Origin of the sequence: Bradyrhizobium sp. F1.13.3, assembly GCF_040548265.1 — a bacterium.
GTDB lineage: Bacteria > Pseudomonadota > Alphaproteobacteria > Rhizobiales > Xanthobacteraceae > Bradyrhizobium.
In genome coordinates this window covers 326,734-348,192 of record NZ_JBEPRI010000003.1, presented here as the reverse complement: position 1 = coordinate 348,192, position 21,459 = coordinate 326,734, and the positions used below count along the sequence as shown (strand labels likewise).

The 21,459-nt window shown below is 63.7% G+C and carries 26 protein-coding genes; 13 read left to right on the top strand and 13 right to left on the bottom strand.

Annotation, left to right across the window (positions count from 1 at the left end):
* Position 1: 1 nt before the first annotated feature.
* The 4 genes from ABIB66_RS11250 to ABIB66_RS11235 are packed head-to-tail and all read right to left on the bottom strand — an operon-like array spanning position 2 to position 6,019.
* On the bottom strand, positions 2-3,166 hold the full coding sequence (locus ABIB66_RS11250; RefSeq protein ID WP_354254846.1) for an efflux RND transporter permease subunit: 3,165 nt from the start codon (positions 3,164-3,166) through the stop codon (positions 2-4).
* Complete coding sequence (locus tag ABIB66_RS11245; protein ID WP_354208426.1) at positions 3,163-4,236, bottom strand: efflux RND transporter periplasmic adaptor subunit; 1,074 nt, start codon at positions 4,234-4,236, stop codon at positions 3,163-3,165. The genes ABIB66_RS11250 and ABIB66_RS11245 overlap by 4 nt, the downstream gene beginning before the upstream one ends.
* Positions 4,233-5,309 carry an efflux RND transporter periplasmic adaptor subunit gene (locus ABIB66_RS11240; protein WP_354208425.1) on the bottom strand — a complete coding sequence of 359 codons (1,077 nt, stop codon included), beginning with the start codon at positions 5,307-5,309 and terminating at the stop codon, positions 4,233-4,235. Before ABIB66_RS11240 ends, ABIB66_RS11245 begins: the two co-directional genes overlap by 4 nt.
* 38 nt (positions 5,310-5,347) lie before the next feature.
* Positions 5,348-6,019, bottom strand: coding sequence for a sensor histidine kinase family protein (locus tag ABIB66_RS11235; protein ID WP_354208666.1), 672 nt, complete (start codon positions 6,017-6,019; stop codon positions 5,348-5,350).
* Positions 6,020-6,362: 343 nt separating this feature from the next.
* Between ABIB66_RS11235 and ABIB66_RS11230 the strand changes: the two genes are divergently transcribed.
* A complete protein-coding gene (locus ABIB66_RS11230; protein ID WP_162479041.1) occupies positions 6,363-7,025 on the top strand; it encodes a TetR/AcrR family transcriptional regulator in 663 nt (220 codons plus the stop codon).
* A 19-nt stretch (positions 7,026-7,044) separates the two neighbouring features.
* Here the strand turns inward: ABIB66_RS11230 and ABIB66_RS11225 are convergent, their stop codons facing one another.
* Both ABIB66_RS11225 and ABIB66_RS11220 read right to left on the bottom strand, forming a co-directional pair.
* On the bottom strand, positions 7,045-7,695 hold the full coding sequence (locus ABIB66_RS11225) for a TetR/AcrR family transcriptional regulator (RefSeq protein ID WP_354065379.1): 651 nt from the start codon (positions 7,693-7,695) through the stop codon (positions 7,045-7,047).
* Positions 7,696-7,703: 8 nt separating this feature from the next.
* Positions 7,704-8,141: a hypothetical protein gene (locus ABIB66_RS11220; protein WP_354208424.1), complete on the bottom strand. Its 438-nt coding sequence runs from the start codon at positions 8,139-8,141 to the stop codon at positions 7,704-7,706.
* 461 nt (positions 8,142-8,602) lie between these two features.
* Between ABIB66_RS11220 and ABIB66_RS11215 the strand changes: the two genes are divergently transcribed.
* From ABIB66_RS11215 to ABIB66_RS11200, 4 genes are read left to right on the top strand one after another with little or no spacing between them, the layout of a single operon-like run.
* Positions 8,603-8,857, top strand: a complete 255-nt coding sequence (locus tag ABIB66_RS11215) for a hypothetical protein (RefSeq protein WP_354065377.1) — start codon at positions 8,603-8,605, stop codon at positions 8,855-8,857.
* A 1-nt stretch (position 8,858) separates the two neighbouring features.
* Positions 8,859-9,077 (top strand): hypothetical protein, encoded by a 219-nt coding sequence (locus tag ABIB66_RS11210; protein WP_183259300.1) that lies wholly within the window; start codon positions 8,859-8,861, stop codon positions 9,075-9,077.
* A 40-nt stretch (positions 9,078-9,117) separates the two neighbouring features.
* Positions 9,118-9,711 (top strand): hypothetical protein, encoded by a 594-nt coding sequence (locus tag ABIB66_RS11205; protein WP_354254845.1) that lies wholly within the window; start codon positions 9,118-9,120, stop codon positions 9,709-9,711.
* Positions 9,712-9,729: 18 nt separating this feature from the next.
* Positions 9,730-10,332 carry a PepSY domain-containing protein gene (locus ABIB66_RS11200; protein WP_354208422.1) on the top strand — a complete coding sequence of 201 codons (603 nt, stop codon included), beginning with the start codon at positions 9,730-9,732 and terminating at the stop codon, positions 10,330-10,332.
* Positions 10,333-10,412: 80 nt separating this feature from the next.
* Here the strand turns inward: ABIB66_RS11200 and ABIB66_RS11195 are convergent, their stop codons facing one another.
* A complete protein-coding gene (locus ABIB66_RS11195) occupies positions 10,413-11,267 on the bottom strand; it encodes a helix-turn-helix domain-containing protein (RefSeq protein ID WP_354208421.1) in 855 nt (284 codons plus the stop codon).
* A gap of 36 nt (positions 11,268-11,303) precedes the next feature.
* Between ABIB66_RS11195 and ABIB66_RS11190 the strand changes: the two genes are divergently transcribed.
* From ABIB66_RS11190 to ABIB66_RS11180, 3 genes are read left to right on the top strand one after another with little or no spacing between them, the layout of a single operon-like run.
* Positions 11,304-11,981, top strand: coding sequence for a hypothetical protein (locus ABIB66_RS11190; RefSeq protein WP_354208420.1), 678 nt, complete (start codon positions 11,304-11,306; stop codon positions 11,979-11,981).
* Complete coding sequence (locus ABIB66_RS11185; protein ID WP_354254844.1) at positions 11,965-12,681, top strand: hypothetical protein; 717 nt, start codon at positions 11,965-11,967, stop codon at positions 12,679-12,681. Before ABIB66_RS11190 ends, ABIB66_RS11185 begins: the two co-directional genes overlap by 17 nt.
* Entirely contained in the window at positions 12,662-12,925 is a 264-nt protein-coding gene (locus ABIB66_RS11180) for a hypothetical protein (protein WP_354254843.1), read from the top strand. Before ABIB66_RS11185 ends, ABIB66_RS11180 begins: the two co-directional genes overlap by 20 nt.
* A 325-nt stretch (positions 12,926-13,250) precedes the next feature.
* On the opposite strand, the gene dksA is transcribed toward ABIB66_RS11180, so the two are convergent.
* Positions 13,251-13,616 carry an RNA polymerase-binding protein DksA gene (gene dksA / locus ABIB66_RS11175; RefSeq protein WP_008554760.1) on the bottom strand — a complete coding sequence of 122 codons (366 nt, stop codon included), beginning with the start codon at positions 13,614-13,616 and terminating at the stop codon, positions 13,251-13,253.
* A gap of 216 nt (positions 13,617-13,832) precedes the next feature.
* Complete coding sequence (locus ABIB66_RS11170) at positions 13,833-14,444, bottom strand: NAD(P)-dependent oxidoreductase (RefSeq protein WP_354208417.1); 612 nt, start codon at positions 14,442-14,444, stop codon at positions 13,833-13,835.
* Positions 14,445-14,592: 148 nt separating this feature from the next.
* Here ABIB66_RS11170 and ABIB66_RS11165 point away from each other — a divergent pair, with 148 nt between their 5' ends.
* Positions 14,593-14,964 carry a winged helix-turn-helix transcriptional regulator gene (locus ABIB66_RS11165; protein WP_275169997.1) on the top strand — a complete coding sequence of 124 codons (372 nt, stop codon included), beginning with the start codon at positions 14,593-14,595 and terminating at the stop codon, positions 14,962-14,964.
* A gap of 4 nt (positions 14,965-14,968) precedes the next feature.
* On the opposite strand, the gene ABIB66_RS11160 is transcribed toward ABIB66_RS11165, so the two are convergent.
* Entirely contained in the window at positions 14,969-15,382 is a 414-nt protein-coding gene (locus ABIB66_RS11160; protein WP_354208416.1) for a flagellar assembly protein FliX, read from the bottom strand.
* Positions 15,383-15,652: 270 nt separating this feature from the next.
* Between ABIB66_RS11160 and ABIB66_RS11155 the strand changes: the two genes are divergently transcribed.
* From ABIB66_RS11155 to ABIB66_RS11140, 4 genes are all read left to right on the top strand, one after another.
* Complete coding sequence (locus ABIB66_RS11155; protein WP_354208415.1) at positions 15,653-16,777, top strand: flagellar basal body P-ring protein FlgI; 1,125 nt, start codon at positions 15,653-15,655, stop codon at positions 16,775-16,777.
* Positions 16,777-17,142 (top strand): flagellar assembly peptidoglycan hydrolase FlgJ, encoded by a 366-nt coding sequence (gene flgJ / locus ABIB66_RS11150; protein WP_354208414.1) that lies wholly within the window; start codon positions 16,777-16,779, stop codon positions 17,140-17,142. Before ABIB66_RS11155 ends, flgJ begins: the two co-directional genes overlap by 1 nt.
* Positions 17,143-17,153: 11 nt before the next feature.
* Entirely contained in the window at positions 17,154-17,651 is a 498-nt protein-coding gene (locus ABIB66_RS11145) for a hypothetical protein (RefSeq protein ID WP_354208413.1), read from the top strand.
* Between the two features lie 159 nt (positions 17,652-17,810).
* Positions 17,811-18,170: a hypothetical protein gene (locus ABIB66_RS11140; protein ID WP_354058113.1), complete on the top strand. Its 360-nt coding sequence runs from the start codon at positions 17,811-17,813 to the stop codon at positions 18,168-18,170.
* 3 nt (positions 18,171-18,173) lie between these two features.
* On the opposite strand, the gene ABIB66_RS11135 is transcribed toward ABIB66_RS11140, so the two are convergent.
* The 3 genes from ABIB66_RS11135 to ABIB66_RS11125 form a co-directional block, all read right to left on the bottom strand.
* A complete protein-coding gene (locus tag ABIB66_RS11135) occupies positions 18,174-18,317 on the bottom strand; it encodes a hypothetical protein (RefSeq protein WP_275169992.1) in 144 nt (47 codons plus the stop codon).
* Positions 18,314-18,682: a flagellar biosynthesis regulator FlaF gene (gene flaF, locus ABIB66_RS11130; protein WP_007612319.1), complete on the bottom strand. Its 369-nt coding sequence runs from the start codon at positions 18,680-18,682 to the stop codon at positions 18,314-18,316. The genes ABIB66_RS11135 and flaF overlap by 4 nt, the downstream gene beginning before the upstream one ends.
* 291 nt (positions 18,683-18,973) lie before the next feature.
* On the bottom strand, positions 18,974-21,265 hold the full coding sequence (locus ABIB66_RS11125; protein ID WP_354254842.1) for a DUF1522 domain-containing protein: 2,292 nt from the start codon (positions 21,263-21,265) through the stop codon (positions 18,974-18,976).
* Positions 21,266-21,459: the final 194 nt, after the last annotated feature.

The window sequence follows — 21,459 nt, the reverse complement described above, 5'->3', positions numbered from 1 at the left end:
CTCAGGACTGTGTTTCGAGGACCGGCGTCGGCTTGGACGCGGGAACGGGTGCCGGCGTCGGCGCCTCCGGACGGGGGGCGTCGTGCGCAGGCACGGCAGGCTCCTCAGCCGAAGTTTCGTGGTCGAGATCGGGCTGAATGCGGAACCAGGCCACATACAGTGCCGGCAGGAACAACAGCGTCAGCAGCGTGCCGACGATGATGCCGCCCATCATCGCGTAGGCCATCGGGCCCCAGAAGATCTCGCGCGCGATCGGGATCAGTGCGAGACTTGCGGCGGCGGCGGTCAGCAGAATCGGCCGCATGCGATGCTCGGTCGCCTCCACCACGGCGTTCCATGCCGGGCGCCCCTCTTCCCTGAGGTCCTCGATCTGCACGATCAGGATCACCGAGTTTCGGACCAGGATGCCGATCAGGGCGAGAACGCCGAGGATGGCAACGAAGCCGAGGGGTGCTCCGCTCGGCAACAGAGCCATGACGACGCCGATCACGGCGAGCGGGGCGACCGCAAACACCAGGAACAGACGATGGAAACTCTGCAGCTGGAGCATCAGCACCGTCGCCATGACGAATAGCATGAGCGGAACGATAGCCACGATCGGCGCCTGACTCTTGGCGCTCTCCTCCACCGAGCCGCCGAGATTCACCGAATAGCCCGCCGGCAGCTCCTTGGTGAACTCCGCCACCTTCGGCGCGAGCTGATCGACCACCGTCTTGGGCTGCGCGCTGCCGACGACGCCCGCCTTCAACGTGATGGTCGGGATCCGCGCGCGCCGCCAGATCGTCGGTTGCTCGAGCTCGTAACGCAGGTTAGCCACGGCCCCGAGGGGCACAGACTGACCGCCGACGCCCGTCAACTGTAGATCGCGCAGAGTATCGATGGACGCTCGTTCCGCCGCGGTCGCCCGTCCCGTGACATTGACCAGGTAGATGCTGTCGCGCACCTGGGTGATCGGCGTGCCCTCGAGCACCGAATTCAGGGTGGTTGCGATGTCCTCCGAGGTCACGCCGAGTTGGCGCGCCTTGTCCTGGAGAACGTCCACCTTGACGACCCGCGCAGGCTCCATCCAGTCGAACACGACGTTGCCCAGATCGGGGCTGCTCCGGACGATCCCCGCAAGCTTCTGCGAAAGATCCCGCAGCTTGGCGATGTCAGGCCCGCTCAAGCGGTACTGCACAGGACGCCCCACCGGAGGACCGACCTCGAGCAGCTTGACGTAGGTGTCGGTGCCGGGGAACGCCTTCTTCAGGAAGGCCTCGAACTGCGCCTTGGCCTGGTCACGCGCCTTGATGCCGCCCTTGGTCACGACCACCATCTGGCCGAACCAGGTGTTGGCCGTCTGCACGTCGAAAGACAGGACGAAACGCGGCGAGCCGGTCCCGACATAGGTCGACCAGTGATCGACCGAATGGTTGTCCTGAAGCTGTTCGCGCTCGAACCGCGCCATCTGCACGTTGGTGTCGGCGATGGAGGCGTTCTGCGGCAAGTTCCAGTCGATCACGAGTTCGGCGCGGTCCGAGGACGGGAAGAACTGTTGCTGCACGAATTGAAGACCGAACAAGGCGACCAGGAAGGCTGCGGCAGTCACCGAGATGGTCGTCCAGCGATGATGCATGCAGAACAGAAGCAGACGCGCAAACATCTGCGCCACGCGGCCCTTCTCTCCATGATGGCCCTTCATTTTGGCGGGCAGGATCGTGACGCCGAGCAGCGGCGTGAACAGCACCGCGACGATCCAGGACACGATCAGGGAGACGGCGATCACCACGAACAGCGTGAAGGTGAACTCGCCGGCATTGCTGCTGTTGAGCCCGATCGGAATGAACCCGGCCACCGTGACCAGGGTGCCCGTCAGCATCGGAAACGCGGTCGACGTATAGACGTGGGTCGCGGCCTTCTCCAGGGGCTCGCCGATCTCTAGCCGCGCCACCATCATTTCGACCGCGATCATGGCGTCGTCGACCAGCAGGCCCAGAGCGATGATCAGCGCGCCAAGCGAAATTCGCTGAAGCGAGATCCCGGCATAGGCCATCACGACGAAGGTGATGGCGAGCACCAGCGGGATCGCGACGGCGACCACCAGGCCTGCGCGCAAGCCCAGGCTGAGAAAGCTGATGCCGAGCACGATGATCACGGCCTCGAACAGCGCTTCCGTGAAGCCGGAGACGGCATGCTCGACGATGACGGGCTGATCGGCGACCTGGTGAACGCCGACGCCGATCGGCAGGTCGGCGATGATCTTGCTCATTTCCTCCTTCAGCCCCTCGCCGAAGTGAAGCAGGTTGGCGCCGGACTTCATGCCGATGGCCAGCGCGATCGCGGGCTCGCCGCTGTACCTGAACAGGGTGCTGGGCGGATCGGCGTAGCCCCGCGTGATGGTTGCGACGTCGGTCAGGGGAAAGAAGCGGTCGTTGATGCGGAGGTTGACCGCCTTCAGGCTTGCCTCCGAGGTGAACTGGCCGTTCACCCGCACGCTGATCCGCTCCGGCCCTTCCTGGAACACACCGGAGGGCGCGACCGCGTTCTGCCCCTGCAGCGAGGCCATGATGGCGTGGACGTCGAGGCCAAGGGCCGCGATCTTCCGGGTCGAGAATTCGAGATGGATCACCTCGTCCTGCGCACCGAGAATGTCGACCTCGCCGACGTCCGGCACGGTCAGCACCTTGGCGCGGATGTCTTCGACGTGATCGCGCAGCTGACGCTGGCTCAAGCCGTCGCTGGTGAACGCATAGATGTTGCCGAACACGTCGCCGAAGCGGTCGTTGAAGCCCGGCCCGATCACCCCTTGCGGAAACTCGCCCTTGATGTCTGCGATCATGTTGCGGACCCGGATCCAGGTCGGCTTCACGTCGGCGGCCTTGGTGGTGTCACGCAGATAGACGAAGACGGTGGTCTGGCCGGCGACGGTGACGCTCTTGGTGTAGTCGAGCGATTCCAGCTCCTCGAGCTTCTTCTCGATCCTGTCGGTGACCTGCCGGGTCATCTTCGCGGGCGAGGCACCCGGCCACTGCGCCTGGATCACCATGGTCTTGATGGTGAAGTCTGGGTCCTCCTGCCGGCCCAGCTGAAGGTAGGCAAACAGGCCCGCCGCCATGAAGGCGATCATGAAATACCAGACGAGCGAACGATGACCGAGCGCCCAGTCGGAGAGGTTGAACGACTTCATGGCTTCTGATCCCGTTCGATGCGGACTTGCTGTCCTTGCTTGAGGCTGTGGATTCCGGCGGTAACGACGCGGGCGCCGGGGGCAAGACCGCCGACGACGCGGAGACCGGTTGGATCGGCAACGACATCGACCTTTTGCAGCGAGGCCGTGTTGGCGGTCTGATCGACCAACCAGACGAAATTTGCGCCCTCCTTGGCGAGCAGCGCCGAGGCAGGAACGTGCAGGGCCCGGGGTTGAGCCCTGTCGAGTCTGGCGGTCACGGTCGCGCCAAGCCGAAAGCTGTCGGGGGGACTGTCGAGGGCAATCCGGACGCGCCGCAATCGGGTGACCGCATCGGCTTGGGGCGCAATCTCCCGGACGGTCCCCTGCACCTGAACAGCCGGAAGAAGCTGTAGGGAGACCGTGAACGGCAGCCCGATCTCCAGCGGCAGCGGAAAGTCCTCGCCGATATCGACGACGGCTTCGCGAACGTCCGGCCTCGCGATCGTCACCACGGTTTGACCAGGGGACACCACCTGGCCGACTTCTGCGCCGATCGCTGTGACCACGCCGGCGAAGTCGGCCTTGATCTGCGAATAGCCGAGCTGCTCCATCGCCTTCGTCAGATTTGCCTGTTCGCGCGCTACCGTTGCTTCGCCGCCGGCGCGCGCCTGCTCGGCATTGTCCAGAGTCTGCTTCGTGGTGGCGTCGGTGGTGATGAGCGTCCGCTGCCGTTCCTCCGTCGCTCGAACCGTCGCGAACTGCGCCTCGGCCTTGGCAAGCTGTCCTTTGGCGGCGCGAACGGCGAGTTCGAGGGCCGTCGCGTCGATGGTGCCGATCGTCTGTCCCTCATTGACGAGATCACCGACGTAGACGGGACGGCTCGTCAGGCGTCCCAGCACGCGGAACCCGAGATTGGTCTTGTAGCGCGGCTCGATGACGCCTACTGCGACGGTATCGGCGGAATGATCGGCTTCGAGAAGCATCGATTGGACGGGACGCGTGGGCTCAGGCGCCTTCGCTTCCTGCTGACATCCGGCAAGCGCAAGCGCACATGCCAGCGCGCCCGCCATAGTCACGGGGCTCGTCATGAGTGATCTCCTTCGTAAGTCACGGGCTGGCCCACGCTCAGGAGCTTGCCACCGTCCACCACCACTCGCTCGCCCGGCTCGAGACCGGCCTTGATCAACACTTCGCCGGCCTCGTACCCACCGACGATCACCGGCTTCAGGGAGGCGATCCGCGTCGCCGGATCGACGGTCCAGACCGCGGGTCTGTTGCCCGCCGCCATCAAGGCGCTCCATGGCAGGGCGACCTGCCGCTCGGCCTTCACTTTCACCGTTCCCGCGACGGCGCTTCCAAGCGTCATCGTGGGGGGCGGAGCCTTGATCGCCACCTTCACCCGAATGGTCGAACTCCTCGGATCGACGGCCGGAGAGATCTCTCGAACCTCGCCGTTCGCGGTCACGCCCGAGTCGGCCACCAGCCTCAACGAAACGTCGCCGCCGTCGCCATTTCCAAGAAACAGCGACTCGTACACATCGAAGACCGCGTCCCGTTCGCCGTCTTGCGCCAGCGAAAAGACCGGCTGCGCCGCCTGTACGACTTGACCGGTTTCGAGGTTGCGGGCGGTGACGACGCCGTCTGCCTCGGCCCGCAGCGCGGTGTAGCCGAGGGCGTCTTTCGACGTCCCCAGCAACGCTCGCGCCGATTCAAGCGCACCTTCAGCGGTTCGCAATCCTTCCTGCGCCTGGTCGTAGGCCGTGCGCGTGGTGAAGCCGCTTGCGATCAGCGACTTCTGGCGCTCGAAAGTCGTCTTCGCCACACGAAGCTGGGCTTCAGCCGCCAGCACTGCGGCCGTCGCGGCATCGACATCGGCCTCCTGTTCGGCCGGGTCGAGCAGTGCCAACACTTCGCCCGCCTCGACGTGGGTCCCGACTTCGACGAAGCGCGCGATCACACGTCCGCTGACACGGAACGACAGATCGGCGCGGAAGCGAGGCTGGACCTCACCGGTCAAGGTGATGGAGGCTTGCCGATCCTTCGGCTGCACGATTTCCGTGCGCACGAAGGCGGCGCGGGCAGCGGGAGCGGCCGCGTGATCGTCGCAGCCTGCGAGCGCGGCGGCGACGAGCGCGAGCGTCAGTCCGCCGACGGGCCTCATCAAGCTCTTGTCACGGACGAATTTGGGACAGGGAGGTTTCATAGCGCGACCATGCGGTTGGAGGATGCGAACAGCTGACCCAAGGCATCGGACGGTTTCGGATCCGGCTTGGCTGCGACGGGTTGATTGGCTTGGTGCGAGACGGGGGCAGGCGAAGGAACAGGCGCGGGGTCGGCCGCCTTGGCCTTGACGGGCCGAGTCAATCTCATGCGCCGCGTCGCCATCCCCCAATTCGTCTGCCGCTCGCGTTCGGTCAGCGGAAACGAGAGAACGATCGACGTGAACTCGCTGCCGAAACCCTGCTCGATCCGACCGCCCAGGCTCCTGGCCAGGTCGTTGTCGGTCCGAACCCGCCGTCCGGAATCCGACCGCACCGAACGCGAGCCGTTGTCCAGAACGATGCAGTTCACCAGTGCGCCGCGGCGGGCCAGCTTGACCTTGATCTCACCGGCACGCGCATCGAAACAGGCGTGTTTGGCCGCGCTCGCGATCAGGTCATGGACGATCAGACCAAGCCGCCAGCACCGCTCCGACTGAAGGGGAACGCACTCGGTGTCGAAGATCAGCTGGATCTTCATGCCGTCCAGTCGGGACCGGCGCATCGCGCAGCCCAACTTGCGGACGTGCGCTGCGGCATCGACGAGGGCTTCGCCTTCAGGCCGTGCGAGCATCAGATGCACTTCGGCATGTCCGTGCAGCAGGGAGGCCACATCGCTCAAGGCGGCCTTCGCTTCGGCCCCTTCGGCCCGGACGATCGCAGCCGAGACCAGATCGAGCGCCGAGGCGACGCCGTCCGCGACCCTGTGGTGCGATTCCCGCAACAAGACGCCTTCCGGCAGACGATGCGAATCTTGGCTCAAAACCGGCACTGCGTTCTCCTGAAGTGGATCGGATGATCGGCCGCGGCGCGCAGGCTTTTGCGGCCCCGATCACCCGAAGGCGCTGCAAAGCGTTAATCAAACTATACCGTATATTTTCTTTTTCTTGCCTTTCCGTGCCGCCTATGTCAAGTGGCTTCTGCGTACGCACAGACTCGTGATTGGGAGACCGTCGATGACGAAGAAGACCACCCCGAAACGGGGCCGACCGGCGAAGGAATTCGCCGGCGACGTCCAGGCTCGGATCCTCGATGCGGCCCAGCAGCTTTTTCTCGACAAGGGCTATCGCAGCGCGAGCATCGACGACATCTCCGAGCTGGCCCCTGCGAGCAAGCCGACGATCTATGCGCATTTCCAGGGCAAGGAGGCCCTGTTCGCGGCGGTGGTGGCCCGGACCATCAGCGGCCTGTCGGATTTCGAAGGCTTCGAGCCGGAGGGCCGCACCCTGCAGGACAAGCTCATGAGCCTGGGCACCGCGATCGTGGAGAAGGTAATCGAAGAATCTCTAGGGATGGTTCGCGCCACCATCGCGGAAGCGCAGCGTTTCCCGGAGTTGAGCCGCAACGTCCACGACGCCGCGCGGGATCGTTCCGTCGGCGCCATTTCTCAGCTGCTGAACGAGACGACCCAGAAGGTCGCGCGCGCACCGAAAGGTCCCTTCACCGGAAAGCGCAGCATCGCCACCGCTCAGATCTTCCTGGATCTGATCCTGCTCCCGATGCTCTTCCGTTCGCTGGTGGGGGAAACGCCGAAAGACCTGCGACGGGAGTTGCCGTCTTTCGTGCGGGAACGCGTCCGGTTTTTCCTGTCGGCGTGCGAGGCGGATTGGACGCCTTGAAGCGGGCCTCCGCCGGACGCTAGGCCCGGCACGTCGCGCGGTAGTGCAGCGGCTGGCCGGCGACCTGCGCCGGCGCGGCGCTGCGGAGCGCGCCCGAGCAGAAGCTCATCATCTCGTCGAAGGCCGCCCTACCAGCCATCGTTCTCATGCGCGACGGATCGAGGTATGCACCCATCGCCTCGCACGTGCAGCGGGCCAGCGCCGTCGGGCTTCCTGCCCGGAATTCGCCACTCGCCTGCCCGGCCGCAATGATCGACCGGACCAGGCCGCGAACCCTGTCGGCGTGAGACAAGACGACCGGCCAATTCGCTTGTCCTGCGGCAACCACCAGTTCGTGCAGCCTCGCATCCTGCGCCAGCCTATGTTCATGACGCTGGGAGATCGTCCAAAGAGCGGCTTCCAGACGCTTTTCACCGGAGACACCACTGCGGGCCTCGATTCCCGCATCGGCGCACACCTCGCCGAGGAGTCCTGCCACCACGGCCTCCTCGACCGCTTGGCGGGAAGGAAAGAACCGGTAGATATTCGCCGGGGACATCGAGGCGCTGCGGGCAATGTCCGCAACGGTCGTCTTCCGATAGCCGACGGCCCGGTACAGTCGAATGGCGGCCTGCACGATTCTTTCGCGAGGGCACGGCGATCCGCCCGGTGATCCCTGGGTGTTGTTCATCTTCGGGCTCAATGCGGCGGAATTGCCTGCACCTCGCGCCGGCAAGCCTCGCCGAATTCACGCAGCGGATCCATCTCCTCGAGGAAGCCCGGCAGGTCGACGAACGAGGTGTTCGGTGCCAGGTAAGTCTCGATGATCAGCCGTCCCGCCCGCTCTGCGGCATGGACCACCTCGTCGTCGGACAGTATCCGCATTCGCCCGATCAGCGCATAGAGATTCACCAGTGCCGGAATCTCGGATTTGTCGCTGGTCAGCGCGTCCGCATACAGCCGGGACGCCTCCTCGATGAAGCATCGATACAGCTTTTCACGTTTGATGAACGCGTGAGCATGATGGCGTTCGCGGACCCTCCGACGACGGGTCGCCCACCCCGTGACGATGGTGGAAATCGCTCCGAAGGCCGAGCCTCCGAACGCGGCGAAAGCGGGGAAATAGATCGTGTTCATGCGATCACTCCTCATCTTTTGCGCCGCGATGCCGACGCGCTTCCATCGTTCTGATCGAGGCTGCGGCGGCTGCCTGGTCGAAGACGGCCCCGCAAGCTTCGCTCAGGTCCGACCTTCTTTGCCGGAGACAGGCTTCCACACCGGTGGGGTCGGGAATGTAGCCGATGCATAGGCGAAACGCGTCAGGCGCGCAGGCGGCCCTTTGCGCGGCCGTGCCGCGGTCCTCCTGCGCGAACGCCGCACTGGCCACTGAAACTAACGTCACACCGACGAGCGCTGCTCGCTTCCTAAACATATCCGATCCCTTTCACCGATTGATTCATTCGACGGCGCAGCGTCGCTCGGCCCGAAGCCCCGCGGCCGAGCAGCGCGAACACGCGCTTGTGAGTCTCTGCACTTGACACTTTCGCGACCCATGCGGTATGCGAAATATACGGTATAGTTTATTTAATGGTGGAACGATGTCAAGCCTGCTGTTGACGCTCGCAAGGGAAAATCCCTGGCCCGGAATCGCACTCGCATCTCTCAATTTCATCGTCGCCTTGTCGCTCGTGGGCATGAGCCTGCTGCTGACGGTGACCATCGGGGCACTCGCCTGGCTTCACGAGCTTGCCGACCGGGAGCCCGCGCCCCTGCGATGTGGCGAGCCGACCGGGCTCCGGATGCCTTCGACGACGCTCGGTTGCACCCCACGACAATCCTGGCGGAAATTCTGACATGCTCGGCGTGATCGAAGTTTTCGACGTCATGCACCCGGATCCGGCCACCGGCCATCCAGTGTGGACCGGCCTCACGGGCACGCGCACAGCCCTCAAGCGGGACGGGCACGAGATCGATCCAAAAGCCATGGCCTATTGCCCGGTCGAATGGATCGACGAGCGCGGGTATCTCGATGCCCAGCTCGCGCGCCGGCATCCGCGACCCTGGGGCATCTGACAATGAGAAGGTCTCGTGCCATGTCCAGGATCGAGCTGCCATGAGCAGGCAATCCATGCTGTCACGAAGTGCGAGCGGCCTCGTCGAACCGGAGCTACCCCTGCGGGGCTATTTTCTCTGGGTCGGAGGCGCGCTGCTCTTGCTGCTTCTGGCAGCCGGTTGGACGCTGCCTGCTCCTGCGCCGAGCCCACTCACGGACTCGCGTTCTGCGCTGCCGCCGATCCGGATCCGCTCCGACACCAAGGCACCGGAGGCGGTCGTCATCGATACCAGCGGGTTCGGACTGCGCGCGAGGGCTGCCGAGCATGACATCGCTGCCGAAGCTCGATCCCGGCTGCCCGAAACTCACCTCGAAAGTAGTGACGGCAGTCCGACACAGCCGACTGATCTGCGCCTTCGGCAAAGCCTAGCGCAGTCGCAGCCCGACGTTCACGACCACGCACGCCAAACCGCCGGTCGAGAGGAGATCGGGGCGCGAGAGCGTAAACTCGCTCAAGCGCATCCCGTAAAGCGGCGGCACGATCTGCATCCCGCTTTCGCAACGGGCTTGCTGCCTGCGGTTCATCGATCCGCGAGCGCCGCCATTGCCGAACCGCATGGTCGCCGAACTAATCGCCCAGCCATCTTTGAATGAACACCAAAGGACTATCCGATGCCAAAAATGCAGTTGCTTGCGCTCATGGTTTGCTCCGCCGCCCTGACCGGGACGGGAGCGATGGCCGACATCACCCAAGCTCCTTCCGACGCTGCACAGCAAAGCGCTGCCGCGCAGGACGATGTCGACGAAGCTGCCATCCGCCGAGTGATCGAGCAGTTCCATACCACCCGCGTGCCGCTGGATCAGGCGATGACGATCGCCGAGCGCTTGCACGACGGCTCAAGGACCGCTGACGTCAACTTCGAGATATCCGGTCCGCCCGTTTACCGCGTACGCACGGTCAAGAACGAGCATATCTACGAGAACGTGATTGATGCGAGCACCGGGAGCGTGTCGCAGCGCGAGATTGCATCGTCATTGAAGGAACTCGATCGAGAAGATCTCGCCAAGGTCGTCGCCCTGAAGTGGATCAAGCAGGACCTGTCGGATGCGGTGCGGGTCGCGGAGAAAGCGGCGGAGGGAAAAGCGCTCGCTGGCGGACTGATGAAGCAGGACGGCAAACTCAATTTCGTTGTCGTCGTCGCCACCGGGGATCGCTTGAAGGAAGTGCTGCTCGAGCCGCCCAAGATCGGGCGTCGAGAGTCAACGCACCGCTAGGCCGCTGCACCGGGGTGGCATGCGATCGTCGACGGCGCGCCTGCGCCGCCGGAGACAGAACGTCGGCCCGAGTTCTGGGATCACGTCTGATCGACAGTCCGGTAAGGGTCCTCTCGTTGCAGGCACCTGGTCTGCGGATCGCGGACGAACCCCAGATCGACGATGAACCTCGAGAAGCGAGTGTATGCAACCTTCATCTGCTCGCGTTTCATAAATTCGGCGTGCAACGCGTAGGTGCTTCGCAAGGGGCCCGCCTTGATCATCTCGGCGATGCGGTTCGCGTACGGCTCGAGCTTGCCGCCCGGGCGTATTCGGCCGGTGGCTTCCAATTCCTTGACCCACTTGGCGACCGTACTGTGGTACACGCCCATGCGCTTGGCGACGTGGTCGGGCGTCAGGCCGCTTCTGACGGCGGCCACGGCCTCCTCCTTGTCCTTCTGCGATAGGCGGTGGTTCTGCCGCTTTTCCGGAGCGACCTCCTCGAGCGGCTCGGGCTGCAGGTGCAACGCGCCCTCAAACTCGGCGCGGTCGTACACCTTGCCCTTCCCGTCCCTCAACGATGTCACAGGCAGCACGCCTACCGATTTCAGCCAGCGATTTAGCTGGGCCTTCTGGTTGAAGACGCTGCGGCGGATCATCTCGGGACCGAATACGCATCGCTGCGCGACGCGCTCCACGTCCGCACGCGAAAACATCGCCACTTGCCCTTCCCTCTTCGGCAGAAATCCGTTCTTGCCCAGCCCCCAGACGGTGGTCTCGTCGATCCCGAGCAACTGAGCGGCCTGGTCGCGGGTCAGCCACCGCTCCGCGCGACCGGCCTGAATCGCGCCTCCCGCCTTCTCGAGAAATTGGACGAACTCGGCTTCGTCGACGCCGAAGCGGAGATCGCGATACTGGCGCGCAATCACTCGCCCGGATTCTGGATTCATCTTCATCGGCGTCTTCGACCGATGCTTGCCGACGCGCACAACATGAAGAACGACGATGCGACTGTCGCGCTGGTGCGCCGGATCGCCGAACTCGCCTACGCGAAACATGGGGCGGTCAACAGGGCCGACGATCTCGGACCTGTCATGCGAACGAGACTGCAAACTTTTCTCGATGGCGCTTGGTACGAAGCGATGACCGAGGCGCTCGGAGGAAAGTTGAAAGCTCAGAAGGCGTACCAGGCGTTGCGCAGCCGTGGCGATATCGTCATGACGGACTTTCGTCGATCGGATCTGAGCGACGTCTTCGCCGTTGAAGGCTTCTGCTACGAATACTGGTGGGCCTCGGCAGCGATGAGGTCCATCTGGAAGGGTTCGATGGTCAAGTGGGACGCCGAGCTCGGTTCGCACCGATACAAGGACGTGGCCGCCCATCCGCTATCGTTCGAACTCTATGGCGAGAGGAACAGCGAGAGCTTCGGATTTCGGACGCGACTCGGTACCTGGATCGACGAAGCGAACGCAGGCGAGAGCGATGCTGAACGCGGCGACAAGATCAACTTCGCGCAGCTTCGACCGAACCCGCAGGCCAGGGAGTATTCCGTATGGAACCACGCTGACCGCACCTTTCGGACGTGGGCATGGCGCTACCAACTTCGACATCGGCTCGTTTTCATTGAATCAATTCCGCGCGGAGAACGCGTTCATGACCGAACCATTTAAGCTCAAGTACGGCATCGAACTCGACGCGGTGCTCTTCGTCGTCTGGGCAGCTGCATTCTTCGGCACCTATGTCGGGGTAACGATGCAACGCCTCTCGATGGCGGAACGCCAAGACAAGACGATGAGCAACTTCACGAACCTGCTGTTTCGCGGCTACACCATGGTCAACTTCACCTTGGACGAATTCGCGAGCGAAGCGGTCTGGTACGCGAAGGCGTTGCAGCACGAAAGGATATTTCCGGTCGACGTCGTGCGGAGCGCCCTCGAATTCATATCCTTGAGCGAGGCGGCCCAGAAGAACATCGGACTCTGGAGCGGAGGCAAGCGTCCGATTCTCCTCCCCTCCATGGGCAAACTCATGATCGATCTCGCCGCGATCATTCCGCTTCTGCAGACGATCTTCTTCGGTCTGCGGAAGGCACCCGGCGGTGGCGAAAGCTTCGAAAACTCGGTCCGCAGCGCGATCCGGGCTCGCGGTCTCGATCTGTGCCTCGAAGGAGAGATCAAATGGAAGGAAGGCAACCCGCGCGAAGTCGACGCCGCAGTGCGCCTAGGCGATCGCCCCGTCCTGATCGAATGTTGGTCCTACGAGTTGCCGCTCGACGTCCGAGGTCGGCAAGCCGAGCGTGTTCGAGAAGAGAAAAGGATTCATCACCGCAAAAGTCGAACAGGCGCAGACGTTGGCAGAGCGGGTAGCTAAGGAGCCCAAAGGGACCAACTTCGACGTGAATTGGGCCAAATCGATAGAATGGCGAGTCGTTTCGCCCTTCGTCGAGTTCGCGTGGAAGATCAACGAACCTCTGTATGACGACGATGGCGTGCCGCGCGTGCTCCAAGTTCAGGAGTTGCTCGACCACCTGACCGAGGGGCGGGTACCGACCAAGCGTCTGGTGCCATTGATCAAGGACTTGCGTAAAGTGGAGTTGACGGGAACCTGGCACTAGGCGCCGAGAAACCTAGCGCTCGCAAACGGACGCCGGCGCCCGTCCGCTCGATCTCCCGCCAGCAGAAAAAAAATCCGGCCCGCGCCGTCATCGACCTCAGGCAGAAGCGACGAACGCTTGCACTCGCCGCCTAATTCATTCTTAGCAAAACGTTTTTCCGCTTGCGCCGAATCGAGCGCGATCGAGAACGTTTTCCAGTCGTGCGCCGACTGTCGGTTGTGAGCGTGCCTTGGCACCAACCGACTCGTTCTTATTGCGCTACCGACTCGTTCTTTCGGTGGCGGCATATCAAAAAACGAAGAGCCGCATCGCTGCGGCTCGGACTCTATTCGTCGCGATAGACCTTCTCGCGTTTCTCGTGGCGCTCCTGCGCCTCCACCGAGAGCGTCGCGATGGGACGAGCCTCGAGCCGCTTCAACGAGATCGGCTCGCCGGTGTCCTCGCAATAGCCGTAGGTGTTGTCCTCGATACGCTGGAGCGCGGCGTCGATCTTGGCGATCAACTTGCGCTGGCGGTCGCGGGCACGGAGTTCGATGGCGCGGTCGGTTTCGGACGATGCCCGATCGGCGAGATCGGGGTGGTTCACGTTCTCCTCCTGCAGGGCTTGCAGGGTGAGCTTGGACTCTTTGAGGATCTCATCCTTCCAGGCGAGGAGCTTCAAGCGGAAGTACTCCTTCTGCCTGTCGTTCATGAAAGGCTCTTTTTCGGTCGGTCGGTAGTTTTTCAACTTTTCCAAGGGCGGCCTATCTGTCTAAGCAACGACTCGTACGCGGAACGGGGTCCGCTGAGCGGGGCGTTATATAGCGGCCTCCTGTGACAGACAATGTTTCCCTGATCGTCCGACCGGCGCCCCCAAGCCCTTGCACAGGAAAGGTTTATCCTGAAGGGCCCGGGAGCGGCCGTAGGCCTAGTAGCCGACCGTGAAACGTTGCCTCTCATGGGCGGGCCGCTCGATCTCGTCGGCGAGCGCGATGGCGTAATCCGCGAAGGTGATCCAGCTTTTGCCGTTCGCATCTGCGAGAAGCTGATCCGTCCCAAGCCGGAACTTGCCAGCGCGCTCCCCCTCGATAAAGAGGGCGGACGGCGAGATGAAGGTCCAATTCAGCTCCTTTTCCTGCCGCAGCAGGTCGAGAAAGGCCGAACCTGCCTCCGCCTCAGCCTTGTACTGAGCCGGAAAGCCGGGAGTTGTCACCAGTTTGACGCCCGGAGCGACCTCCAGGCTGCCGGCGCCGCCGACGACGAGGTAACGACCGACCTTCGAGTCCTTGGCCGCGCCGATCAGCTTGAGCGCGTCGCTGGCCAGGAAGTGCACGGAACTCACGGCGACGTCGTGCCCGGCCCACAGCTTGGTAAGGCCTGACTGGTCGAGCACGTCCCCCTTGGTGGGGATGACGTTCGGCAGGGCCGCGATCTTCTCGGGGTTGCGGGCGATGGCAGTAACCGTGTGGCCGCGGCGGGACAGTTCCTTGGTGATCTCCGACCCGGCCCGGCCCGAGGCGCCGGCAACTGTGATTTTCATGGAAGGCTCCTTTGCTTTGTTGGTAACTATCGGTAACTAGATATCGCAAAGAGCGCTGGTGTTAAGAGAGCACTTTGTGCTTACCTGATTACACAGGAGTAACCGGCGGCGCCGGCAAATGGGCGGAATGGATCGTGAGGACCCGACGATGAAGCCAGACGTCTATGCAGCGAACTGCCCCACGCGACAGATCCTCGACCGCGTCGGCGACAAATGGGCGGTGCTGATTCTGCTGCTGCTGCGCGAGGAGCCGATGCGCTTCAATCAGTTGCGCCGGACGATCGAAGGCATTTCGCAGAAGATGCTGAGCCAGGTTCTCAAGTCGCTCGAGCGCGATGGATTGCTCAAGCGTCACGCCATCGCAACCGTGCCGGTGACCGTGGAATACTCGATCACGCAGCTCGGCGTGACGCTCGCCGCCGCCGTCGATCCCCTGCGCGATTGGGCCGAGCAGAATCTGAAGGACGTGCTCGCCGCCCAGCGCCGCTACGACGCGCAGTTGAAGGATGAAGCGGCTTAAGACGCTACGCCTGCCCGGCCTTGGCGAGCTCGACCTCGACGCGCAGCTCGATCTCGGACAGCACCGAATCCAGGCCGGAATCGCCGGAGGACGATTTCAGGTTCGCCGCAGCGTCACGCAGCCGCATCACGGTCGAGGCGTCGAGCTTGCCGGAGAGAAGTCCCATCTTGAGATCGTCGAGCACGTCAAGCGCGGTCTTTCCGCGCACGACCGAGCGCTTGCGACGCTCGACGGGATCCTCCTCGATGCCTTGCAGCGCGAGCAGCCCGTCGATGTTGGCGGTGGCCTTCGGTGCGGCGGCGCCCCGCGTCTCCGGCGCCGACGAAGTGTCGGGCAGCACGAAGGTGCCGGAGCTCGTCCGCCTGGCCTGGCTGGCCGGCGTTCCAAGCGTGGTGCCGTTCGGTCCGTAGATGCGCATCGGAAGCAATCCGGGTGATCGATGCGCCACATTCGCCGTTTTATGGTTAACGCCCCGTAAACAGCCCGGCAAAATCTGCCGACAGGCGGCAGTTTCGCTCCTCAGGGACAACACAGGCTGAGATCGCTCGAAACAGATTTATTCAACCTATTCAGCTACCTACCCCCGCTGCCCCGACTTGGCACAGCGCTCGCAAGGACAGCGTCGGACCAGCTCGTCATGGGAGTGTCGTGATGGTCCTTCGATTTGAGGAGCCTCGGGGAGCAGAGGATGCCAAGCGTTCGTTGGGTGAGACTTGTGGGAGTGGCCTGCGCCGCGCTGTCAGCGCTGGTGCTCCCGGTCAATTCTGCAAGCGCGACATCGCGCATCAAGGATCTCGCCAACATCGAAGGCGTGCGGCAGAACCAGCTCATCGGCTACGGCCTCGTCGTCGGCCTCAACGGCACCGGCGACACCCTCAACAACATCCCCTTCACCAAGCAGTCGCTGCAAGCGATGCTCGAGCGCATGGGCGTCAACATCCGCGGCGCCACCATCCGCACCGGCAACGTCGCCGCGGTGATGGTGACAGGCAATCTGCCGGCCTTCGCCACCCAGGGCACGCGCATGGACGTCACCGTCTCCGCGCTCGGCGACGCCAAGAATCTCCAGGGCGGCACCCTGCTCGTCACCCCCCTCCTCGGCGCCGACGGCAACGTCTACTCGGTCGCACAGGGCTCGCTCGCGATCTCCGGCTTCCAGGCCGAGGGCGAGGCGGCGAAAATCGTGCGTGGCGTTCCGACCGTCGGGCGCATCGTCAACGGTGCCATCATCGAGCGCGAGATCGAGTTCGCGCTCAATCGCCTGCCGAACGTCCGCCTTGCGCTGCGCAATGCCGACTTCACCACGGCCAAGCGGATCGCCGCCGCGATCAACGACTATCTCGGCGTCAAGACCGCCGAGCCGATCGACCCATCGACCGTGCAGCTTGCGATCCCGCCGGAGTTCAAGGGTAACGTCGTCGCCTTTCTCACCGAAATCGAGCAGCTCCAGGTCGACCCGGATCTCGCCGCCAAGATCATCATCGACGAACGCAGTGGCATCATCGTGATGGGCCGCGACGTCCGCGTCGCCACCGTTGCGGTCGCACAGGGCAACCTCACCGTCACGATCTCCGAGAGCCCGCAGGTGAGCCAGCCCAACCCGCTGTCGCGGGGGCGCACCGTGGTCGCGCCGCGCAGCAGCGTCACCGTCACCGAGGACGGCAAGAAGCTGGCCGTCGTCAAGGACGGCATCTCGCTGCAGCAGCTCGTGGACGGTCTCAACGGCCTCGGCATCGGCCCGCGCGACATGATCAGCATCCTCCAGGCGATCAAGGCCGCCGGCGCGATCGAAGCCGACATCGAGGTGATGTGATGCAGACCGGCATGGTCAACACCGCACGGGTCGCCAGCTCCGCCTTCTCGGTGGAGAGCCGCAACGGGCGGCCGGACTTCGATCTCGCGGCGGCACTGCAGAAGGTCTCGCCGAAGCAGCAGGCCAAGGCGCAGAAGATCGCCACCGACTTCGAGGCGATGTTCCTCAACAGCATGTTCTCGCAGATGACCTCGGGCCTGAAGGGCGAAGGCCCGTTCGGCGACACACCGGGCACCGGCGTGTGGCGCTCGATGCTGACCGAGCAATATTCCAAGAACTTCGCCAACTCCGGCGGCGTCGGCATCGCCACCGACGTCTATCGCACCCTGATCATGCAGCAGGCAAAAACGATCCGCACGGCATAAGGTCAAACGAGATGAACCACTTCAACGCCTCGCGTCAGCCGGTGCAAGCGCAGCGCCCGAACACCGCACCCGGCAGCGCCGAGGCACGCAAGATCGCCGAGCAGTTGATGGATGCGATGAGTGCCCTGCTCGGCCTGATCGAGCGCGAGACCGAGCTCGTGCGCGCCGGCCAGGCCCGCGAGGCAATGACGCTCGAGAGCAAGAAGCAGGAGCTGTCGCGAAACTATGTCGGCGCCGTCACCCAGTTGAAGGCGAACCAGGCCCAGCTCGCCAAATCCGCGCCCGAGCTGCTCTCGACGCTGCATCGGCACCACGATGCATTCCGCGCGATGCTCCAGGTCAATCTCACCGTGCTCGCAACCGCTCACGCGGTCTCGGAGAGCGTCGTGCGCGGCGTCAACGCCGAGATCCAGAAGCGCAACGTGCCGAATACCTATACGGCCGCGGGACGACGCGCCGCGCCGGGCCCGCGCCACATCACGCCGCTCGCGGTCAGCCGCTCGCTCTGAGCGCGCGCAACAACAAGCGACAATTTTACGAAAAGCCGCGCGGCAACATCGTCGCGCGGTTAGGCACGTTTCCTTACCGGATGTTCAATCCCGGTGTTCCATGGTTGCGTATTGAGAGGGGTTGGGATTTGACTCACGTGAGGCAACCAGGAGGCTGCCATGAGTACAGATTTCAGCATCAGGCCGGTGGGGATACCGGCCGCCGTGCAGATCGTAACGACGTCGAATGCGGCGGCGAACGAGGCCGTGCAAACCGATCTGCCCGTCAGCCAGACAGTGGCCGCCGGCGATGCGAGCGCGCCTGCACGTAACGATTTGCGAAGCAACGAGAACGTCTCACGCCAAGTCGTGTTCGACCAGGCGGCGGCGTCGTTCGTCTTCCAGGTCGTCAACGACAGGACCGACGCGGTGGTCAACCAGTTCCCCGACGAAGCAATGCTACGCCGGCGGGCCTATTTCCATGCGCAAGATTTGAAATCCGAGCCCTCGCGTCCGGCAAGTACCGACCGCAGCGCCTGACGATCAGGCGTCGAGCGTCGCAACGGCAACATCGAGATCGCTCGAACCGGTCGCGGGATCGGTGACGACGTTCTTGATCTGCGCCTTGCCGCTATCCGTCAGCATGAACTTGGTGTTGCCGAAGCGGAACGAGCCGTGCTCGATCATGGACGGCCGGACAGACCAGCGGCGATATTGCGGTTGATCTCGATCAGCGGACGGAAGTGATCGAACTGCGGGCTCATCTGCAGCGCGGCGGTCTGACTCAGCACGAACACGCTGATGTTGGCGATCTTCTGCCGGACGTCGATCGGCTGCGGATTGTTCTCGCGCATGGCCTCGCTCAGGAAAATCGTCCAGAGCTTGCGATTGAACATCAGGGCCTGCGTGGTCTGCTCACTGAACGGCTCGGCGCTGTTGATCGCATCCTGAAGCTTGTTCGCTGCCTTGAGCAGGGTCTGCGCTTCGATGTCGCGAGGAGATGCGGTGGTCGTTGCAACACGTGCGTAGGCCGAGGCAGCGGAATTCGACATCAATCACACCCTGGAGGTTACCTAGCCCGTTGAACGCGCTTAAGGATTTCTTTCCCGACCCTAGGCAGCACCGCTTAAGATTTGCTTACATGTGTGCTTGGAAGCACTCCGGATTATTACGGGTCTCGGAGTTCTTCGTCATCGTGAAGCTAGACGCGCATGTGCACGCTGTAAACACGTCACGCGTTGTGCGCGTCGATCTCAGCTAATCCTGCCTTAGCGATCTCCCTAAAATGAACGGCGGAGCGTTAGCCCCGCCGCGAAATCGATGAGTGATCTTGCGCCGCGAAATTAGCGGAGCAGCTGCAGCACGCTCTGTTGCGACTGGTTGGCCAGCGACAGCGCGGACACCGCGATCGACTGGCGGGTCGAGAGCGCCTGGCTGTTCGCCGCTTCCTCGTTGGTGTCGGCGAGCGTCAGGTTGGACGAGCCGGTCTGCAGAACGTTGATCAGGTTCTTGGAGAAGTCCTGACGCACCTGCACGATCGACAGATTCGAACCGAGCGAAGAACCCTCGGAGCGCAGCGTGCTCGAGGCGGCATTCAGGCTGGCCAGCACCTTGTTGGTGGCACCGTTGTCGATGAAGTCCGTGCCCGGAACGAGATTGCTGAGACCGAGGCCGGCCGCGTTGAACACCACGCCGTTGATACCGAGCGTCGAGCTGCCGTTCTCGTTGAAGACCAGCTTCAGCGTGTCGCCGTTGAGCAGGTTGACGCCGTTGAAGGACGAGTCCTGCGAGGTCGTGTCGATCTGCGCCAGGATGTTGTTGAACTGGCTGACCAGGCCGGAGCGCGCGGTCTGCGCGACAGGATCCTGAATCGGGGGCTGCGCGGTGGTAAAGGCCAGCACGCCGGTGATCGTACCGCCGACCGTTCCGCCGGCGGCAGTCGAGCCGAGGGTCGAAGATGCGTACTCATTGACGGTGGTGACCGTCAGCACGCCGTTGGCATCGATCGTCGCCGTCAGGTGGTTGGCCTGAAGCTGCACATTGAGCTGGTCGAGCGTCTTGACGGTGCCGTTGGTGCCGTCGCCGAAGGTGACGTTCACCGGCGTGCCGCCGTTGAAGGACGTGAAAGTCAGCGTCTTGCCGCTGACGCCGCCGACACCGGAGTTGCGCGCCGCGGCGAAAGCGGTCGCCGTTCCCGTATTGCCGCTGAGACCGAACGCGTTGAGCGCATTCCCGGTGCCGGTGATCGACAGGTCGGCGTTGATGCCGGTGGAGAGCGCAAGCTGACCGCTGCTGTTGACCGACGAGGGGATCTGGCCCGCGGTGGTCGACAGCGTCGCCGCGCCGTTGAAGATGCTGGCGGTCTTGACCCCGGTGGCGAGGTCGATCGAGTTGAGCAGGTCGGTAAGCGTCGCGCTCTGGATGTAGACGGTCGAATTGCCGTTGCCGTCGGTGACGATGTTGCCGTTGACGCCACCGGAGGTCACGCTGATCGCCGACTGGGGCGTCTGGGCGTTCTTGAAGGTGATGGTGTGGCCGTCGATGTTCAGCGTCGAGCCGTCTTGAACGAGAGAGCCGAGCGAGCCCGCGGTGGTCGATCGGGCCGCAGTGACGCTGGCATTGCCTGCACCGGTCGCCGGGGTCAGACCGAGCTTGTTGAGGAAATCGGCCTTGCCCGTCACACTCAAATCGGCACCGGTCGAGCTCTTCAGCGTAACCGCGCCGCCTCCCGAGATGGACGATGCCACCTGGAGCGTTCCGACAGGACCGGCCGAGCCGCTGACAGCGATGGTTGCGGCGCCTGCGCTGATGGCCGCGGTCTTGACGCCGCTGGCGAGGTCGATCGCGCTGAGAACGTCGTTGACGGTCGCGCCGGGCGCAGCCGCCGTTCCCTCATAGACGATCGAATTGCCGTTACCGTCCGTGGCGATGTGTCCGCTAGCGTCGAGGCCCCAGCCGGTCGGCTGCGTGCTCGGAGCGATACCGGTGCGGAAGGTGATGGTCTTGCCGTTGACCGTGAGGGTGTCGCCGTCCGCGGGCGCCGTGCTGAAGGTGGTAGATGCGGTCGTGCCGAGCAGCGTGGCGGTACCGGACAGTGCGGTGGTGCCGTCGGCGGCGAGCGCCGCTGTGCCGGTAAAGGCGCCGGCGGTTGAGCCGAGCGAGGCGCCGAGCGCGGCGGTTCCCGTGACCGGGGTGACGCCACCGGCTGCGCCGGTATAGAGCACGTTGCTCTTGGCGGTCGCGCTCGCATATGAGGTCGTGCCGCGGAGGTCGGCGGGCGTCGCACCGGGAATCGTGGTGGAGACGTTCGATTTGGTGGAATAGCCGACCGTGGTCTGGAGCGCCTGGTTGGCGATCGACTTGGCGCTGTCGATCAGCTTCTGCAGCGAGGTGACGCCGGTGTTGGCCGCCTGGAGCACCTGCACACCGTTGTTGATGCCATCCAGCAGGTTGCTGATGTCGCTCGCCCGGTTGTCCAACCCCTGGGCCGTGAAGAAGTTGGTGGGATTGTCGAGCGCCGTGTTGACCTTCTTACCGGTCGACAGCCGCTCCTGCGTCGTGGCCAGCAAGTCGGCCGTCGACTGCAGCGACAACAGGTTCTGGCGAACGGACGCCGAGAGAACGATGTTGGACATTGGCGAGTCTTCCTCTTGAACCAGGTACGAATCGGCCGCGCGGTCTTGAAAGCGGGCTTTTGTCCAGTCTTAGAGGCTGTCCTTTAAAGTATGGTTAACGCCGGTTTAAGGGATAGGGTTAATGGCCGGTGAACGCCCCTGCCCGCCTCCAGACGCAAAAAAGCGGCGGGGCAAACGACCCCGCCGCTCTGGTT

What these genes read in the sequence shown, in the direction of transcription:
- ABIB66_RS11250 (WP_354254846.1), bottom strand. Translation starts at nt 3,166, where the DNA reads ATGAAGTCGTTCAACCTCTCCGACTGGGCGCTCGGTCATCGTTCGCTC.
- ABIB66_RS11245 (WP_354208426.1), bottom strand. Translation starts at nt 4,236, where the DNA reads ATGACGAGCCCCGTGACTATGGCGGGCGCGCTGGCATGTGCGCTTGCG.
- ABIB66_RS11240 (WP_354208425.1), bottom strand. Translation starts at nt 5,309, where the DNA reads ATGAGGCCCGTCGGCGGACTGACGCTCGCGCTCGTCGCCGCCGCGCTC.
- ABIB66_RS11230 (WP_162479041.1), top strand. Translation starts at nt 6,363, where the DNA reads ATGACGAAGAAGACCACCCCGAAACGGGGCCGACCGGCGAAGGAATTC.
- ABIB66_RS11225 (WP_354065379.1), bottom strand. Translation starts at nt 7,695, where the DNA reads ATGAACAACACCCAGGGATCACCGGGCGGATCGCCGTGCCCTCGCGAA.
- ABIB66_RS11220 (WP_354208424.1), bottom strand. Translation starts at nt 8,141, where the DNA reads ATGAACACGATCTATTTCCCCGCTTTCGCCGCGTTCGGAGGCTCGGCC.
- ABIB66_RS11215 (WP_354065377.1), top strand. Translation starts at nt 8,603, where the DNA reads ATGTCAAGCCTGCTGTTGACGCTCGCAAGGGAAAATCCCTGGCCCGGA.
- ABIB66_RS11210 (WP_183259300.1), top strand. Translation starts at nt 8,859, where the DNA reads ATGCTCGGCGTGATCGAAGTTTTCGACGTCATGCACCCGGATCCGGCC.
- ABIB66_RS11205 (WP_354254845.1), top strand. Translation starts at nt 9,118, where the DNA reads ATGAGCAGGCAATCCATGCTGTCACGAAGTGCGAGCGGCCTCGTCGAA.
- ABIB66_RS11200 (WP_354208422.1), top strand. Translation starts at nt 9,730, where the DNA reads ATGCCAAAAATGCAGTTGCTTGCGCTCATGGTTTGCTCCGCCGCCCTG.
- ABIB66_RS11195 (WP_354208421.1), bottom strand. Translation starts at nt 11,267, where the DNA reads ATGAAGATGAATCCAGAATCCGGGCGAGTGATTGCGCGCCAGTATCGC.
- ABIB66_RS11190 (WP_354208420.1), top strand. Translation starts at nt 11,304, where the DNA reads ATGAAGAACGACGATGCGACTGTCGCGCTGGTGCGCCGGATCGCCGAA.
- ABIB66_RS11185 (WP_354254844.1), top strand. Translation starts at nt 11,965, where the DNA reads ATGACCGAACCATTTAAGCTCAAGTACGGCATCGAACTCGACGCGGTG.
- dksA (WP_008554760.1), bottom strand. Translation starts at nt 13,616, where the DNA reads ATGAACGACAGGCAGAAGGAGTACTTCCGCTTGAAGCTCCTCGCCTGG.
- ABIB66_RS11170 (WP_354208417.1), bottom strand. Translation starts at nt 14,444, where the DNA reads ATGAAAATCACAGTTGCCGGCGCCTCGGGCCGGGCCGGGTCGGAGATC.
- ABIB66_RS11165 (WP_275169997.1), top strand. Translation starts at nt 14,593, where the DNA reads ATGAAGCCAGACGTCTATGCAGCGAACTGCCCCACGCGACAGATCCTC.
- ABIB66_RS11160 (WP_354208416.1), bottom strand. Translation starts at nt 15,382, where the DNA reads ATGCGCATCTACGGACCGAACGGCACCACGCTTGGAACGCCGGCCAGC.
- ABIB66_RS11155 (WP_354208415.1), top strand. Translation starts at nt 15,653, where the DNA reads ATGCCAAGCGTTCGTTGGGTGAGACTTGTGGGAGTGGCCTGCGCCGCG.
- flgJ (WP_354208414.1), top strand. Translation starts at nt 16,777, where the DNA reads ATGCAGACCGGCATGGTCAACACCGCACGGGTCGCCAGCTCCGCCTTC.
- ABIB66_RS11145 (WP_354208413.1), top strand. Translation starts at nt 17,154, where the DNA reads ATGAACCACTTCAACGCCTCGCGTCAGCCGGTGCAAGCGCAGCGCCCG.
- ABIB66_RS11140 (WP_354058113.1), top strand. Translation starts at nt 17,811, where the DNA reads ATGAGTACAGATTTCAGCATCAGGCCGGTGGGGATACCGGCCGCCGTG.
- ABIB66_RS11135 (WP_275169992.1), bottom strand. Translation starts at nt 18,317, where the DNA reads ATGATCGAGCACGGCTCGTTCCGCTTCGGCAACACCAAGTTCATGCTG.
- flaF (WP_007612319.1), bottom strand. Translation starts at nt 18,682, where the DNA reads ATGTCGAATTCCGCTGCCTCGGCCTACGCACGTGTTGCAACGACCACC.
- ABIB66_RS11125 (WP_354254842.1), bottom strand. Translation starts at nt 21,265, where the DNA reads ATGTCCAACATCGTTCTCTCGGCGTCCGTTCGCCAGAACCTGTTGTCG.